14 protein-coding genes are annotated in these 14,778 nt (G+C 63.8%); 11 read left to right on the top strand and 3 right to left on the bottom strand.

Annotation, left to right across the window (positions count from 1 at the left end; all coding sequences use genetic code 11):
- Positions 1 to 256 precede the first annotated feature (256 nt).
- From IVB46_RS23955 to IVB46_RS23985, 7 genes are read left to right on the top strand one after another with little or no spacing between them, the layout of a single operon-like run.
- On the top strand, positions 257 to 1,039 hold the full coding sequence (locus IVB46_RS23955) for an aspartate/glutamate racemase family protein (protein ID WP_063984212.1): 783 nt from the start codon (positions 257 to 259) through the stop codon (positions 1,037 to 1,039).
- A gap of 16 nt (positions 1,040 to 1,055) precedes the next feature.
- On the top strand, positions 1,056 to 1,484 hold the full coding sequence (locus tag IVB46_RS23960) for an organic hydroperoxide resistance protein (RefSeq protein WP_346016140.1): 429 nt from the start codon (positions 1,056 to 1,058) through the stop codon (positions 1,482 to 1,484).
- A gap of 24 nt (positions 1,485 to 1,508) precedes the next feature.
- Complete coding sequence (locus IVB46_RS23965) at positions 1,509 to 2,687, top strand: thiolase family protein (protein WP_247314958.1); 1,179 nt, start codon at positions 1,509 to 1,511, stop codon at positions 2,685 to 2,687.
- On the top strand, positions 2,684 to 3,925 hold the full coding sequence (locus IVB46_RS23970) for an SDR family NAD(P)-dependent oxidoreductase (protein ID WP_256468625.1): 1,242 nt from the start codon (positions 2,684 to 2,686) through the stop codon (positions 3,923 to 3,925). The genes IVB46_RS23965 and IVB46_RS23970 overlap by 4 nt, the downstream gene beginning before the upstream one ends.
- Positions 3,926 to 3,959: 34 nt before the next feature.
- Complete coding sequence (locus IVB46_RS23975) at positions 3,960 to 4,742, top strand: cyclase family protein (protein WP_247314963.1); 783 nt, start codon at positions 3,960 to 3,962, stop codon at positions 4,740 to 4,742.
- A gap of 56 nt (positions 4,743 to 4,798) precedes the next feature.
- Positions 4,799 to 5,956: an ABC transporter substrate-binding protein gene (locus tag IVB46_RS23980; RefSeq protein ID WP_247314965.1), complete on the top strand. Its 1,158-nt coding sequence runs from the start codon at positions 4,799 to 4,801 to the stop codon at positions 5,954 to 5,956.
- Between the two features lie 9 nt (positions 5,957 to 5,965).
- On the top strand, positions 5,966 to 7,627 hold the full coding sequence (locus IVB46_RS23985; protein WP_247314966.1) for an ATP-dependent acyl-CoA ligase: 1,662 nt from the start codon (positions 5,966 to 5,968) through the stop codon (positions 7,625 to 7,627).
- Between the two features lie 12 nt (positions 7,628 to 7,639).
- Here the strand turns inward: IVB46_RS23985 and IVB46_RS23990 are convergent, their stop codons facing one another.
- The gene (locus IVB46_RS23990; protein WP_028149405.1) at positions 7,640 to 8,143 is read right to left on the bottom strand and encodes a MarR family transcriptional regulator; all 504 of its coding nucleotides are present in this window, start codon (positions 8,141 to 8,143) and stop codon (positions 7,640 to 7,642) included.
- Between the two features lie 290 nt (positions 8,144 to 8,433).
- Here IVB46_RS23990 and IVB46_RS23995 point away from each other — a divergent pair, with 290 nt between their 5' ends.
- Genes IVB46_RS23995 through IVB46_RS24005 form a run of 3 tightly spaced genes read left to right on the top strand, consistent with a single transcriptional unit; the run spans position 8,434 to position 12,397 of the window.
- Positions 8,434 to 10,752 (top strand): bifunctional salicylyl-CoA 5-hydroxylase/oxidoreductase, encoded by a 2,319-nt coding sequence (locus IVB46_RS23995; protein WP_247314967.1) that lies wholly within the window; start codon positions 8,434 to 8,436, stop codon positions 10,750 to 10,752.
- Between the two features lie 16 nt (positions 10,753 to 10,768).
- Positions 10,769 to 11,947, top strand: a complete 1,179-nt coding sequence (locus IVB46_RS24000; protein ID WP_247314968.1) for an acyl-CoA dehydrogenase family protein — start codon at positions 10,769 to 10,771, stop codon at positions 11,945 to 11,947.
- An 18-nt stretch (positions 11,948 to 11,965) separates the two neighbouring features.
- Complete coding sequence (locus IVB46_RS24005; RefSeq protein WP_247314969.1) at positions 11,966 to 12,397, top strand: RidA family protein; 432 nt, start codon at positions 11,966 to 11,968, stop codon at positions 12,395 to 12,397.
- Positions 12,398 to 12,447: 50 nt separating this feature from the next.
- Here IVB46_RS24005 and IVB46_RS24010 read toward each other — a convergent pair whose 3' ends face one another.
- Both IVB46_RS24010 and IVB46_RS24015 read right to left on the bottom strand, forming a co-directional pair.
- Positions 12,448 to 13,284 carry an MBL fold metallo-hydrolase gene (locus IVB46_RS24010; protein WP_256468627.1) on the bottom strand — a complete coding sequence of 279 codons (837 nt, stop codon included), beginning with the start codon at positions 13,282 to 13,284 and terminating at the stop codon, positions 12,448 to 12,450.
- 24 nt (positions 13,285 to 13,308) lie between these two features.
- On the bottom strand, positions 13,309 to 13,677 hold the full coding sequence (locus IVB46_RS24015) for a nuclear transport factor 2 family protein (RefSeq protein WP_247314972.1): 369 nt from the start codon (positions 13,675 to 13,677) through the stop codon (positions 13,309 to 13,311).
- 181 nt (positions 13,678 to 13,858) lie between these two features.
- Between IVB46_RS24015 and IVB46_RS24020 the strand changes: the two genes are divergently transcribed.
- Positions 13,859 to 14,740: a LysR family transcriptional regulator gene (locus IVB46_RS24020; protein ID WP_247314974.1), complete on the top strand. Its 882-nt coding sequence runs from the start codon at positions 13,859 to 13,861 to the stop codon at positions 14,738 to 14,740.
- Positions 14,741 to 14,778: the final 38 nt, after the last annotated feature.

Genomic DNA, 14,778 nt, shown 5'->3' on the forward strand with positions numbered 1-14,778 from the left:
AAGCCTAAAGTATTGTTGGTGGAGCCGTCAACACGTGTCACGGCTCTGTCAGAAAAAATGTTGCTGCATACAATTTCGCCAGAGTGCGGCGCTTCAATGCCGATCGAGCGTACGAAAAGGCCGGGCTTCCCTTGCGGTGGCGGTGGCCGTCGGCGGCGACGCCGAGCGCATTTGACGCGTGAATTAGTTTATGATTGAAATATATTTATCGGCCGTCGACGACCGATCCTCCGATCACCGCCCGAGGAGAAGGACGATGCGCATCTTCTGGCAGAGCTTCGTTGATGCGAGCGTGAACGCGCCCTACATGGCGCGGCTGTCGGAATACCTCAACAACATTGCTGCATCGGGCACGACAGTTCACGTCGAGGGCATTTCGCCGCCCGACCGGGAGTTCGGACGGCTCGCGGAATTGCGCTGCGCCGTCCAGGCGATCGACAACGGCATCGCGGCCGAGGAGGGCGGGTTCGACGCCTTCGTGATGGGACATTTCCAGGATCCCGGACTCTACGAGTTGCGCTCGACGCTCGACATTCCCGTGATCGGGACCGGCGAGGCGACGTTGCTCGCGGCCTCTCAGCTCGGCCGGAGACTCGGCCTTGTGACGCTCGATCCCGTCTTCGAAGTCTGGCACTACGAGCAGGCCGAGCGTTATGGCCTCGGCGATCGCGTGGTCCACGTGACCGGTCTTGGCTGCAAGCCGGCGGATTTCGCCGATGCCTTTGACGGAGATCAGGCCGCGCAAGCCCGCATGATCAAGGACTTTGTCGCCTGCGCACGCCCGCTGATCGAGCACGGCGCCGACGTCGTGATCCCCGCCGGTGTACTGCCGGGCCTTCTGATCGGAAGGGAGCATGGCCTGAAAGTCGGGCACGCGCCGGTGGTCAATTGCGCGGCGGTGGCGCTGAAAAGTGCCGAGATGTGGGTGCAGCTCCGGCAGCTCAATGGCACCGAGCCCAGCCGCGGGCCGAGCTTCAAGCGGGCCAGCGCCCAGGCGCGCGACGATTTCCGCGCACTGCTTGCTCGCAACAGCCGCTAGGACTGGAGAGTGAATGATGATGACTCCCGAAAAGATCCTGTACGAGACCGAGGTGACGGCGATCGGCGGCCGGGACGGCAAGGCCGCCAGCGCCGACGGCCTGTTGTCGGTATCGCTGTCCGTGCCTAAATCGCTGGGCGGTCCCGGGGGCGAAGGCACCAACCCCGAACAGCTCTTTGCGGCCGGCTACGCCGCGTGCTTTCTCGGTGCGGTCAAGCTCGTCGCGCGCACCCGGAAGGTCGTCCCATCCGCTGAGCCGTCAGTGACCGCGAAGGTTGCGATGGGTCCGGTTCCCGTCGGATATGCGCTCGCCGTCGAACTGAAGGTCAATCTGCCCGGTGTCGAGAGGTCGGTGGCCGAGGAGGTCGTCGCGGGCGCGCACGAGCGCTGTCCCTATTCGAATGCAACCCGCGGCAATATTGCCGTGAAGCTGACGGTCATCTGAGACAATGAACGAGGCGGGCGGTTGGTGACTAATACCTTGCGCACACCGTACGACGGCGTCGTGATTGCGGCGCCCGTCACGATTCCGTATGTGCGCTACTCGATCGAGAGTGCGCAGTGGTGGATCGGGCGGGCACTGAGTACGCTCGTTGCGCAGGCGGGCATCAAGGCTTCCGACATCGACGGTCTGTGCGTCTCCAGCTTCACCATGGGCACCGACAGCGGGATCGGGTTGACGCAGCATTTCGGGCTCTGCGTGCGTTGGCTGGATACGATTCCGCTCGGTGGCGCCAGCGCCATCGCAGGCTTGCGAAAAGCGGCGCGCGCGGTACAGGCGCGCGACGCCGACATCGTGGCGTGCATCGCCGGCGATACCAACCACGTCGATTCCTTCCGGCTGACGCTGGAGAACTTTTCGCGGTTCAACCAGGACGCCGTCTATCCCTACGGTGCGGGCGGCGCCAATGCGAGCTTCGCGCTGATTGCCCGCAACTACATGCGGACCTTCGGCGTCACGCGTGAGGATGTCGGCAGGATCGCCGTCGCCCAGCGCGCCAATGCCCTCCGCAACCCGCATGCGCTGATGAAGACGCCGCTGACGATGGAGCAATATCTGGCGGCCCGGCCGATCTCCGATCCCATCCATCTCTTCGATTGCGTGATGCCATGCGCCGGCGCCGAGGCCTTCCTGGTGATGCGAGACGAGACCGCGGCTTCGCTCGGGCTGACAGCAGCACGGCTGCTTTCGACGATCGAGCGGCACAATGCCTTTGCCGACGATCCGATGCAGGTTCGCGGCGGCTGGGCAATGGACGTCGGCGAGCTCTATGCGATGGCCGGCGTGAAGCCCGACGATCTCGATGTCGTGCAGACCTATGACGATTACCCCGTCATCACGATGATGCAGTTCGAGGATCTCGGCTTCTGCAACAAGGGGGAGGGCGCCGAGTTCGTGCGCCAGCACGATCTCACCATCGACGGCGACTTTCCGCACAATACTTCGGGCGGACAGCTCTCGGCTGGGCAGGCCGGCGCCGCCGGCGCCTATCTCGGTCTCGTCGAGGGACTTCGGCAGGTTCTGGGGACTGCAGGCCCCACCCAGGTCGAGAACGCGAGCCTCGCCTTGGCCTCGGGGTTCGGTATGATCAACTATGACCGTGGTCTCGCCTCGGGCGCCGCGATCTTTGCAGGGCCGTCGCGATGATAGAGCCGATCAAGCCGCCCCGGCGCAAGAACCCGCTGTTGCGGACGCGGTTGCCTGCTTCGCCGCCGCGACCGCGCAGCAGGACGTCGCATGGGTTTACGCGGGCAGCCGCCGAGGGCCGCTTCATGCTGCAACGCTGTGACGCTTGCGGTTCTTTTGCGTATCCGGCGCGGGAGGCCTGTCCGTCTTGCCTGTCGGCCGGCCTCGCATTCGTCGACGCGCCGCGCCGGGGCATGCTTCTTTGCGAGACCACCGCGCGCGTGCCGAGCGATGTCTATTTCCGCGAGCGGGCGCCCTGGCGCATCGGCCTCGTGAAGATGGATTGCGGTCCGACGATTGTGACGCACCTCCATGCCGACTGCGTGGAGGGGGCACCGGTCCGCATGTCGTTTCAACTCGACAAGAGCGGCCAGGCAGTGGCCTTTGCCCATCCCGAGGGGGAGACTCCCAACATGGCAGACGACAAGCAATGGCGGGAAATGACGGCCGATCCGAAATTCCGGCGCGTGCTGGTCACCAACGGTCGGAGCGTGATCGGTCAGGAGGCCGTCGCCGCCTTGAAGGCCGCAGGCGCCAAGACGGTGTTCGTCGGCATTGCCGAACCGTGGCGGCCTTTCGCCGGCGAGCAGCTGCTGCGCGGCCAGGACGGAATCGAGATCGTGACCCTTGACGCCGCCGACGAGAAATCTGCGGCCGATCTCGCGGCCGACATCGGCGGCAAGGTCGATATCCTCGTCAACACGACGGAATATGTGCGGCCGGGCGGCCTGCTCGACCGCAGGGGCACGAGCATCGCGCGCGACGAGATCGACCAGGCCTATCTCGGCTTCATCAACCTCGCACAGGCCTTCGGCCCCGCGATGCGGATGCGGGGTGCCGATGGCATCAACAACAGTGCCGCGTGGGTCAACATTCTCTCGGTCCATGCGCTGGCGAACTGGCCTGCCTTTGGCGCCTACTCGGCCTCGCAAGCGGCGTGCCTGTCGCTCTCGCACTGCCTCCGCGCCGAGCTCAGGCCCGGCGGCGTCAAGGTGATGAATCTGTTCACCGGGCCCGTCGATACCGAATGGTTCCAGGCCGTACCGCCGCCGAAGGTCGCGCCGCGCGCAATCGCGCAGGCAATCGTGTCGGGGCTGAGAGGCGGGCTCGAGGAGATGTATGTCGGAGATGTCGCCGAAGAGATCCGGCAACGTCTCGCGGCCAATCCGAAAGCGCTCGAGCGCGAGCTCGACAGGTGACATCGGGATTTCAACCAAGCCGGAGGACGTGACGATGCAGAGCAACAATCTCCTGGAGCTGGCGGGTGCGGTTTCTTCCGGCGCGGTGCGCGTCGTCGACCTGACATTTACGCTCAGTCCGGATTTTCCGGTCATCGTGCTGCCGCCCGAGTTCGGCCAGGCCGCGCCGGTCCGCATCCAGGAGATCTCACGATACGACGGTCGCGGCCCGGCCTGGTACTGGAACAACGTCACGTTCGGTGAGCACACCGGCACGCATTTCGACGCGCCGATTCACTGGTTCACCGGCAAGAACCTGCCGAACAATGCCGTCGACACGATGCCGACCAAGGACATGATCGCGCCGACCTGCGTGATCGACTGCTCCGCGCAGGCGGCGCAGGATCCCGATTTCCTGCTGACCGTCCCGCTCGTCGAGGCCTGGGAAGCAAAGCACGGCCGGATCCCCGAGCGGAACTGGGTGCTGCTCAGGACCGACTGGTCGAAGAAGGGCTGGCGCGACTATTCCAATCTCAGGGATGACGGCGCACACACGCCCGGCCCCAACGCGGCCGTCATGAAGTGGCTGGTGGAGGAGCGCGGCGTCATCGGGTTCGGCACCGAGACCATCGGTACGGATGCGGGGCAGGCCGGGCATTTCGAGCCGCCTTATCCGGCGCATCATTTCCTGCACGGCGCCGGCCGCTACGGCCTGCAATGCCTGTGCAACCTGGATCAGCTTCCACCCACCGGGGCGGTCATCGTGGCCTCGCCGCTGAAGATCCAGAACGGCTCTGGCAGTCCGCTTCGCGTCATCGCGCTGGTTGCGTCAGCCTGAATCCAATCCATGGCGCTTGCCAATCGGAACAGACATCCTCACGAAAGACAGGTGCCATGAACTTGATCAAGAGCCTGCTGGCTTCCACTGCATTGCTTCTCGCCGTCCCGCAACTTGCGCAGGCCGAGATCCTCGTCGGCTTCGTCACCGGTCTCAGCGGGCCGGTATCCTCGATCGGCATCCCGAATGCGAAGGGCATCGCCGCGGGAGAGGCCTATGTCGGTGAGATCGGCGGCGAGAAGGTCCGCGTCATCCAACTCGACGACGCTTCCGATGCCACCGCCTCGGCGCGCAACGCGCGCAAGCTCGTCGAGCAGGAGAAGGTCGATATCCTGATCGGAACGTCGGGCGCGCCGCAGACCCTAGCGATGGCGACCGCCGCGATCGAGATGAAAGTGCCGATGATCGCGGTGTCTCCGATCGCGCCGGTGCCGCCGGGCGACGGCGGCCCCTGGGTCGTCCAGACGCCCCAGCCGACGCCGCTTCTGGTGCAAGGCATCGTCGATCACATGAAGGCGAAGGGCCTGAAGACCGTCGCGTTCATCGGCTTCTCCGATGCGTTCGGCGACCTCATGTACAACTCGCTCGAGCAGAGTGTGAAGACGACCGACATCAAGATCATTGCCAACGAACGCTACGCCAGATCGGATTCTTCGGTGACGGCTCAGGTGCTGCGTGCACTCGCCGCACGTCCCGACGCGATCATGCTCGGCGGCACTGGAACGCCCGGCGCGTTGCCGGTCATCGCCTTGTCCGAGCGCGGATATAAAGGGCCGCTATACGGCAATCATGGGCTGATCAGCGCCGATTTCCTGCGTCTCGCCGGCAAGGCCGCCAACGGCATCATCTGCCCGACTGGACCCGTGACCGCGGCGGAGCAGCTTCCGTCGAGCAATCCGATCCAGAAGGTGGCCCTGGATTTCCGCACTGCCTTCGAGAAGGCGAACGGCGAGGCGCCGACGGATTCATTCTCGTCCTATTCCTTCGACGGCTGGCTCGTGTTCGCCGATGCCGCCAAGCGCGCGATGGCAACCGGTGCCAAGCCCGGTTCGCCGGAATTCCGTGTAGCTCTTCGTCAGGCGCTGTTCACGACCAAGGAGGTCGTCGGGACGCAGGGCGTCTACACCTACACGCCGGCGGATCGGCACGGCGTCGACGATCGCTCGCGCGTCCTGGTCCAGATCGAGAACGGCAAATACAAGCTGTTGCCCTGAGACGGGAGCATGATCGTGACGGAGAACGCGCCGGTGAACGTCAGCGACGCGGTCGGCCGGGAGAACGTGACGCCGGCCTGGGCGTGTGCAGTGACGTCGTTTCCGCCGTCGGACCGCATCCTCTCAACGATCCTCACGCGGCAGGCCGAGCGCCATGGCGATCGTGTCCTGCTTGTCGCGGGGGAGACGCGCTGGAGCTTTGCGCAGACCGCCGCGATCGCGGCCGCGTCGGCTCAGGCGCTTGTCGATGCCGGGATCAAGCCGGGCGATCGGGTTGCGCTGATGTGTTCGAACCGTCCGGAGTTCCTGCAGGTCTATCTCGGCTGCGCGTGGCTTGGCGCCATCGCGGTCCCGATCAATACCGCGCTGCGCGGCTTCCAGCTCTCCCACGTCTTCCGCAACTCGCGTCCCGCGCTCCTTGTCGTTGAGGCTCAGTTCGTTGCCGCGATCGATAGCGTCGAGGCGGGTGTCGAGCTGCCGCCCCGAACCTGGATCATCGGAGCTGCCGCTGGTGCAATCGACGCCCGGCGTTCCGCGGTACCGTTGCCGGCGCTCGGAGCCGCGGCCCCGGCGGGTGCCGTGCGTCCCGGCGATACCGTTGCGATCCTCTACACGTCGGGCACGACGGGGCCAGCGAAGGGTGTGTGCTGTCCGCAGGCGCAGCTGTTCTGGTGGGGCATTTATTCGGCGCAGGCGCTTGGCATCTGCGAGGGCGATGTGCTGTTCACGACACTGCCGCTGTTTCACACCAACGCGCTCAATGCGTTCTATCAGGCGCTCCTGAACGGCTGCACCTACGTGCTGGAGCCGAAATTCTCCGCGTCCGGATTCTGGGCGGCCGCGCAACGGCACAATGCGACGGTCGGCTATCTGCTCGGCGCGATGGCGTCGATGCTGCTGGCGCAGCCGACGAATGCGAACGATAAGGCGCATCGTCTTCGCGTTGCGCTTGGAGGCGGCGTGCCGCCGCAAATCCACGGTCCGTTCCTTCAGCGGTTTGGCGTGCCGCTGGTTGACGGCTACGGGTCGACCGAGACCAATTTCGTGTTCGCGGGTACGATCCCGTCCGATCGTCCGGGAACGATGGGCTATCTGGCCGAAGGCATTGAGGCGCGGATCGTCGATGAAAACGATTCAGCGCTTCCTGACGGACAGGCCGGGGAGCTCGTGCTTCGCGCCGGAGAACCCTTTGCTTTCGCCACCGGCTATTTCGGCATGCCGGAGAAGACGGTCGAGGCCTGGCGAAATCTGTGGTTTCACTCGGGCGATCGGGTCGTTCGAGATGCTGACGGACATTATCGCTTCATCGACCGCATGAAGGACTCGATCCGCAGGCGCGGCGAGAACGTATCCTCATGGGAGGTCGAGCAGACCATCCAGTCCCATCCCGCGGTCGCCGCCTGTGCGATCTACCCGCTGCCGTCGGAGCTGGGCGAGGACGAGGTTGCGGCTGCGATCCTGCTCGAACCGGGCCAATCGCTGGAGCCCGTCGACATCGTCAGGCATTGCGAAGGGCAGATCGCCTATTTCGCCATCCCGCGCTATGTGCGCATTCTGAGCCAGATGCCGTTGACTGAGAACGGCAAGATCAAGAAGGGCGTGCTGCGCGAGGCGGGCATCACCACGGATACCTGGGATCGCGAGGCGGCCGGAGTGAAGGTGCGGCGCTGACTGTCGGTCCGCTCAGGGTTTTTGCAGGGCGTCCCTGACGGCACCCTTGAGGTCGTCGAGCTCGCCGATCAATCCGTCGAACCGGTCCGCCGGGAAATCCGCCAGCAGCTCGGCAAGCCACGCGCCGTGGCTCTTGGCCATCCGCCTGAAGGTCTTGCGGCCCTCGACCGTCATGCAGACAATCTGCACGCGGCGGTCGAGGTTCGAGGGCGTGCGCGTGATGTATCCGTCCTCGACCAGGCGGTCCACGATCGGCGTGAGGTTCCCGGCCGAGACCATCAGGCGCTTGGGCAATTCTCCCAGCACAAGTCCGCTCGGTTCGCGGTCGAGCTGGGCCAGAACATCAAAGCGGGGCATCGTGAAATCGAACTCTTCGCGAAACCGGCGCCGCAACTCGCCTTCGATCAGGGTCGTGCAGGCGAGCAGCCGGAGCCAGACCCGTGTTTGAGCCCTGTACTCGGCGTCCTGATCCGCCCCATTCTTTGAAACAGGCGTGGACTCCTTCGCGAGTGCCAATCGAATCTCCCGGGCTTGGTGGCCTGACGAAAGCCGGCGCAGCTATCGTGGTCATTGGCAAGATAGTTCGTGCCAAAAGTAAATTCAAGGCTGCGCCCGAGCGGCTCGGAATCGGCGCTGCCGTGTGTCCAATTTACACTGAATCTCCAGATCGACGCCGCGGAGACCAGCCCGCGGGCCGGGTCTTTGCAGAACCGCCTTGACAAGACGCGCGCCGAGGAAATATTTTATGCTTAAAATAATTTGGGTGAAAGCTCGGCACACGGCGCGACGCGCGAAAGCGAGGGATCATGCGCATAGTCTGTATCGGCGGCGGCCCGGCCGGTCTCTATCTGGGCCTGCTGATGAAGCGCCGGCACCCGGAGCATGTCATCACGGTCGTCGAGCGCAACAAGCCCTACGATACGTTCGGCTGGGGCGTCGTGTTCTCGGATGCCATGATGTCCGCGATGCGCCTTGCCGACCCCGAGAGCGCGGCCGAGATCGAGGACGCCTTCAATCACTGGGACGACATCGAGCTCGTCTTCAAGGGGACGCGCCAGCGCACGACGGGCCATGGCTTCATCGGTATCGGGCGCAAGCATCTGCTCAATATTCTTCAGCGGCGCTGTGAAGCGCTGGGTGTCGAGCTCGTCTTCGAGCGCGAGGTCGAATCCGATCTCGAATACCCCGACGCCGACCTGATCGTCGCCTGTGACGGCGTCAATTCCAGGATCCGCGCTCGCTATGCCGAGCAATTCCAGCCCGACATGGTGATCCGGCCCAACCGCTTCATCTGGCTCGGCACCAAGAAGGCGTTCGACGCCTTTACATTTGATTTTCAGAAGACCGAGCACGGCTGGTTCCAGGCGCACATCTACAAGTTTGATGCGGAGACCTCGACCTTCATCGTCGAGACCACGGAAGAAGCCTACAACGCCCACGGGCTTGGCGAGCTCGATCAGCAGGCCTCGATCGAGTTCTGCGAAAAAATCTTCGCCGAGACGCTCGATGGCGCGAAGCTCCTGACCAATGCGCGCCATCTGCGCGGCTCGGCCTGGCTCAATTTCAGCCGCCTGATCTGCGGCAAATGGAGCGTGTTCAACGGCAAGTCTCATGTCGTGCTGATGGGGGACGCCGCGCATACCGCGCATTTCGCGATCGGCTCGGGCACCAAGCTCGCGCTCGACGACGCCATCGAGCTTGCCAACCAGTTCGATCGCCATGGTCACGGTCGCGCCGGCATCGAAACCGTGCTGGACGCGTACGAGGAGGTGCGCCGCGTCGACGTGGCGCGCATCCAAAATGCGGCGCGCAACGCCATGGAATGGTTCGAGGTGGTCGGCCACCGCTATGCCGATACGCTCGAGCCGCCGCAATTCTTCTATTCGATGCTGACGCGCTCACAGCGCATCAGCCACGAAAACCTTCGCCTGCGTGATCGCACCTGGCTGGAAGGTTTTGAGCGCTGGTTCGCCGCGCGGTCGGGCATTGCGGTCAAGGATGGCGAGCGGGTGCCGCCGCCGATGTTGACACCGCACCGTGTGCGGGGACTGACGCTTGCGAACCGGATCATGGTCTCGCCGATGGCGATGTATTCGGCGCAGGACGGGCTCATCGACGACTTCCACGTCGCTCATCTCGGCGCGCGCGCCATGGGCGGCGCCGGGCTGGTCTTCGCCGAGATGACATGCGTCTCCCCGGATGCGCGGATCACGCCGGGCTGCCTCGGGCTCTGGAACGATGCACAGGCGGCGCAGTGGCGCCGGCTGGTCGATCTCGTTCACAGTGTCGGACACGCCAAGGTCGGAATTCAGCTCGGCCATGCCGGACGGAAGGGCGCGACCCGGGTTCCCTGGGACGGAATCGATCAACCCCTTGAATCTGGAGAGTGGCCGCTGATCTCCGCGTCGGCCTTGCCGTATTTGCCGCACAGCCAGATGCCGCGGGCGATGGACCGCAGCGACATGAACCGCGTGCGTGACGATTTTGTCGCGGCGACACATCGTGCCGCTGCCGCCGGCGTCGAGTGGCTCGAGCTCCATTGCGCGCACGGTTATCTGCTGTCGAGCTTTCTGTCGCCGCTGACCAACCGGCGCACGGACGAATACGGCGGCAGCCATGAAAACCGCGCGCGCTTTCCGCTGGAGGTGTTCAAGGCGATGCGCGCGGTGTGGCCGTCCGAGCGGCCGATGTCGGTGCGCCTGTCCTGCCATGATTGGACCGACGGCGGTAACATTCCGGCCGATGCGGCGGTCTTCGCGGCGATGTTCAAGGAGGCCGGGGCGGACCTGATCGATTGTTCGTCGGGGCAGGTCTGGAAGGACGAGCGGCCGATCTATGGACGCCTGTTCCAGACGCCGTTCGCCGACCTGATCCGCAACGAGGTCGGCATTGAGACCATCGCAGTCGGTGCGATCTCCGAGGCCGATCACGCCAATTCGATTCTCGCGGCCGGCCGCGCGGATCTCTGCGCCATCGCGCGGCCGCATCTTGCCGACCCGGCCTGGACGCTGCACGAAGCCGCGCGCATCGGCATCACAAAGGTCGAGTGGCCGAAGCAGTATCTGTCCGCCAAGGGACAATACGAAACCAATCTGGCGCGCGCCGCGGCAGCTAGCGCGCAATGAGCGGAGGAGGGATCAGATGAGCTCCACGGCGAAAGTGATCCGACGCGAATGGCTCGACTGGCCGTTTTTCGAGCCGCGTCATCATGCGGTCGGTGAGGCGCTCGACCGCTTCGTGCAGTCGGGAGCTCTCGACACAATCGATCACACTGATGTCGATGGCGCCTGCCGCAAGCTGGTGCGCGCGATGGGCGAGGCGGGGGTGCTCGATTGCGCCGTAGCGGCGCCCGACGGCGATGCGACGACGATCGATTCACGCTCGATCTGCCTGTCGCGGGAGTCGCTGGCCTATGCCGATGGCCTCGCCGATTTCGCCTTCGCCATGCAGGGGCTCGGCTCCGGCGCGATCGCGCTCGGCGGCTCGGCGGACCTGCGCAAGGCCGTGCTGCCGAAAGTTCGCGCCGGCGAGTGGCTGGCGGCCTTCGCGCTGTCCGAGAAGGAGGCGGGATCGGACGTCGCGGCGATGTCCTGCACGGCGCGGGCCGACGGCAACGACTACGTCATCGACGGCGAGAAGACCTGGATCTCCAACGGCGGTATTGCCGATGTCTACACGCTGTTTGCGCGAACGGGCGAGGCCCCGGGCGCCCGCGGCATCTCGGCCTTTGTCGTCTTCCCGGATGATCCCGGCTTCGGCATCGCCGACCGTATCGATGTCATCGCGCCGCATCCGCTGGCGACGTTGCGCTTCACCAATTGCCGGATCCCCGCGAGCCGTCGCCTCGGCGCGCCGGGCGGCGGGTTCAAGCTCGCGATGCAGACCCTCGATATCTTCCGTGCATCGGTCGCCGCCGCAGCCCTCGGCTTTGCGCGGCGCGCACTGGACGAAGCGCTGTCGCATGCGCGCAACCGGCACATGTTCGGTGCGACGCTGGGGGATCTCCAGCTGACCCAGGCCGCGCTCGGCGACATGGCGACGGAGACTGATGCCGCCGCGCTGCTGACCTATCGCGCGGCCTGGCGCCGCGACGTCCAGAAGCTTCCGACGACGCGCGAAGCCGCCATGGCGAAGTTGACGGCAACCGAGACCGCGCAGCGCGTCATCGACCGCGCCGTCCAGATGTTCGGCGGCCGCGGCGTGCGCAAGGGTGAGATCGTCGAAAGCCTCTACCGCGAAATCCGCGCGCTGCGCATCTACGAGGGCGCGACCGAGGTCCAGAAACTGATTGTCGCGCGCGATCTCCTGAAGCCGCGCTGAGAGGATCGAGAACTCCGCATGAGTACGATGAAAAAGCCAGAGGCCCCCGCGACCAGCGGTCTGCAAGTGCTTCAGCCCAGCGGCTGGCCGCAGCCGAAGGGATATGCCAACGGCATCATGGCCGATGGACGTCTCGTTGCGACGGGTGGTGTCGTCGGCTGGGATATCGCAGGTCGGTTCGCCGACGGGTTTGTCGCGCAGGTTCGGCAGACGCTCGAAAACATCGTTGCGATCCTGGCGGAAGGCGGCGCCCGGCCGGACCATCTCGTGCGCCTGACCTGGTATGTCGTCGACATGGATGAATACACCACGAATCTGAAGGCGCTCGGCAAGGCCTATCGCGAGGTGGTTGGCACCCACTACCCCAGCATGGCGCTCGTGCAGGTGGTGCGCCTCGTCGAGCCATCCGCGCGCGTCGAGATCGAAGCGACTGCCGTCGTCCCGCGCTGACGAGGGCGTGCGCGAAGGTGCTGACGCCCGTCGCGCGGGCTCATGGGCCGCTACGCGACCGGAATGAACGCATATCCTTGCCCTTCTTCGACCACTCTGCCGATGCCTGGTCGACCTAAATGAGCGCCGGCCAGCCACGTCTGCGCATTGGCTGCGTCCCGGAGCAACCCGATCCGGGTAGCCCTCGCCACGGCTTCGTCATCGTCATAGGCCCAGGTAAGCTCGGGACGGGCAAACTGTGCGGCGGGAACGTGGATAAGGTCGCCGCAGAACAAGACATCGTCCTCGTCAGTGTTGAGGAGATAACCCATATGGCCCCGAGCGTGCCCAGGTATATCCACCGCCAGTAAATGATCGGCCAGCCGATCTCCCCCGTTAATGGGGACAAGGAGCGAACGAAACTGCTCCAGCACCGGCTCGGCAAGAAACTCCCCGACGGCGTCTTCCCCTATCACGATCTTCCTCAGGCCGTTAAACGCACGTCGACCGTCAGGCATCAGGAGACCATTGATGTGGTCGCCATGAGCATGAGTGAGGGCGATCATCGTGATCGATGACGTGTCGATGCCTGCCTCCGCCATCGCCTCCGCGAGATGTCCCATGGACGGGTCCCAGCTCGCGCCGGCTCCACAATCGATCAAGACGCGATCCATGCCAGAGCGATCGAATAGAAAGCAGTTGACCGATAATCGAACCAGCGAAGCCTCCCGCTGAGGCGGTTCGGTCTGCCTGCCTACTTTGTCGTTTGGATATTTGAGGGATTCGGCGGGCAGGTCGACATATCCATCAGAGAGTGACCAAATCCTCCATGATCCCGAAGCGCAGCCCAAGGTGTTGGCGCTTTGTGACAGAGCTTTCACGGACAACCTGACAAGCGTTTGATGCATTCTCTCAAAACGACAATGAAGCCGTCAGGTTTTCGAAGTCATCACTTTCTGAGCGATCTTCCAGGTTCCGTCGACCTTCAAGCACGACAACATGTCGGTGAAGTAGCGCGGCGGAATTTGCAATTTCAGCTTCAAAAGCGCGAGCTCTCCCTCAACGTCAATTGAGAGGATCTGATCTTGGCGCTCCAGGTCCTGCTGTTTCGGAGCCTTCAAATTGCGGACAGCTGCCAGCCACGTCGCAATTGGCGTCACGCTCACGTTGCCGTCGTCGCCGACCTTGGTCACGGAACTCGAGGGATGAAATATAGACGCGAATTTGTCAGCATCCATTTCATAGGCACTGTCGAAATAGGTATGCGCCAGGGAGCGCAAGGCACGAGCATCGGTATCCATAGGCCTGTTGTCCATCAGCTTGGGAATGGGAAGAAACTGCGCGTGGCTGGAAAGCCTGGTCTCCGGCCGAAACCTGCAGAATGTTGCCTCAAGTCTTCCTTGCTGACCGAACCTAGGACAAAGTAGCTTATGAGGATAGGCATGTTGAACGACATGGGGTTATGAGGAAAATTCATAAATCATGAGAAACGAACTGAACGAACTCGCTACGTTTGCAATCGTCGCCAGAGAACGGAGCTTTACGCGGGCTGCGGCAAAGATCGGTGTGTCTCAGTCTGCCCTGAGCCACACGATCCGGGGACTTGAGCAACGTCTCGAGCTGCAGCTTCTTGCTCGAACGACCAAGAGCGTCGCACCAACCGCTGCAGGGGCAGCTCTCTTGAAGGAATTGTCTCCGGCACTCGAGCAGATTTCTCGTGCCATCAACGAAGCCCGAAACGTTCGGCACCGGCCTGCAGGGCGCCTTCGGATTGTAATGTCCCGGTCGGCTGCCGTGATGGTATTGTTGCCGCGGCTCACGGCATTCGCGGAAGCCTACCCCGATATCGTTCTTGACGTCGTTACCGTCACTGGCCCCGTCGACCTCGTTGCGGGTGAGTTCGACGCCGGTATTCAACTTGGCGAGTATATTCAGAAAGACATGATCGCGGTGCGGGTCACCCAGGAGTTGCGATTGGCAGTGGTCGGATCGCCCAGTTATTTTTCATCAAGAAGCATCCCCCGGAGACCCAAGGATCTAAATGACCATCGATGCATAAACCTGCGTCTTCCGGGCGGCCCATACAGGTGGGAATTCGAGAAAGGACGAAAGGCGGTCACGGTCGGCGTGAATGGCCCGCTCATCATCGATGATACCCACCTGGTGATTCAGGCCGCACTCGCTGGCGCCGGCCTGGGACTCGCATTCGAAGAGCAGGTCGCGGAGCATGTTGCGAAACGTCGCCTTGTTCGTGTGCTGGAAGATTGGACGCCGCCAATTCCCGGATTCTTCATGTATTACCCCAGTCGTCAGCATCAGCCGGCTGCGCTGTCTGCACTAACGAACGCACTGCGAGCCTCTTAACCATAGTTCGACGCGACGAACGCCATCAGGGCCCGCGT

Source organism: Bradyrhizobium sp. 61 (genome assembly GCF_023073075.1).
In the GTDB taxonomy this organism is placed as follows: Bacteria; Pseudomonadota; Alphaproteobacteria; order Rhizobiales; family Xanthobacteraceae; genus Bradyrhizobium; species Bradyrhizobium barranii.

Excerpts from the sequence above, each read along its gene's own strand:
- IVB46_RS23980 (WP_247314965.1), top strand. The coding sequence starts at position 4,799 with ATGAACTTGATCAAGAGCCTGCTGGCTTCCACTGCATTGCTTCTCGCC.
- IVB46_RS24015 (WP_247314972.1), bottom strand. The coding sequence starts at position 13,677 with ATGGATACCGATGCTCGTGCCTTGCGCTCCCTGGCGCATACCTATTTC.
- IVB46_RS24020 (WP_247314974.1), top strand. The coding sequence starts at position 13,859 with ATGAGAAACGAACTGAACGAACTCGCTACGTTTGCAATCGTCGCCAGA.
- IVB46_RS23960 (WP_346016140.1), top strand. The coding sequence starts at position 1,056 with ATGATGACTCCCGAAAAGATCCTGTACGAGACCGAGGTGACGGCGATC.
- IVB46_RS23995 (WP_247314967.1), top strand. The coding sequence starts at position 8,434 with ATGCGCATAGTCTGTATCGGCGGCGGCCCGGCCGGTCTCTATCTGGGC.
- IVB46_RS24005 (WP_247314969.1), top strand. The coding sequence starts at position 11,966 with ATGAGTACGATGAAAAAGCCAGAGGCCCCCGCGACCAGCGGTCTGCAA.
- IVB46_RS24000 (WP_247314968.1), top strand. The coding sequence starts at position 10,769 with ATGAGCTCCACGGCGAAAGTGATCCGACGCGAATGGCTCGACTGGCCG.
- IVB46_RS23975 (WP_247314963.1), top strand. The coding sequence starts at position 3,960 with ATGCAGAGCAACAATCTCCTGGAGCTGGCGGGTGCGGTTTCTTCCGGC.
- IVB46_RS23955 (WP_063984212.1), top strand. The coding sequence starts at position 257 with ATGCGCATCTTCTGGCAGAGCTTCGTTGATGCGAGCGTGAACGCGCCC.
- IVB46_RS23985 (WP_247314966.1), top strand. The coding sequence starts at position 5,966 with ATGATCGTGACGGAGAACGCGCCGGTGAACGTCAGCGACGCGGTCGGC.
- IVB46_RS24010 (WP_256468627.1), bottom strand. The coding sequence starts at position 13,284 with ATGCATCAAACGCTTGTCAGGTTGTCCGTGAAAGCTCTGTCACAAAGC.
- IVB46_RS23970 (WP_256468625.1), top strand. The coding sequence starts at position 2,684 with ATGATAGAGCCGATCAAGCCGCCCCGGCGCAAGAACCCGCTGTTGCGG.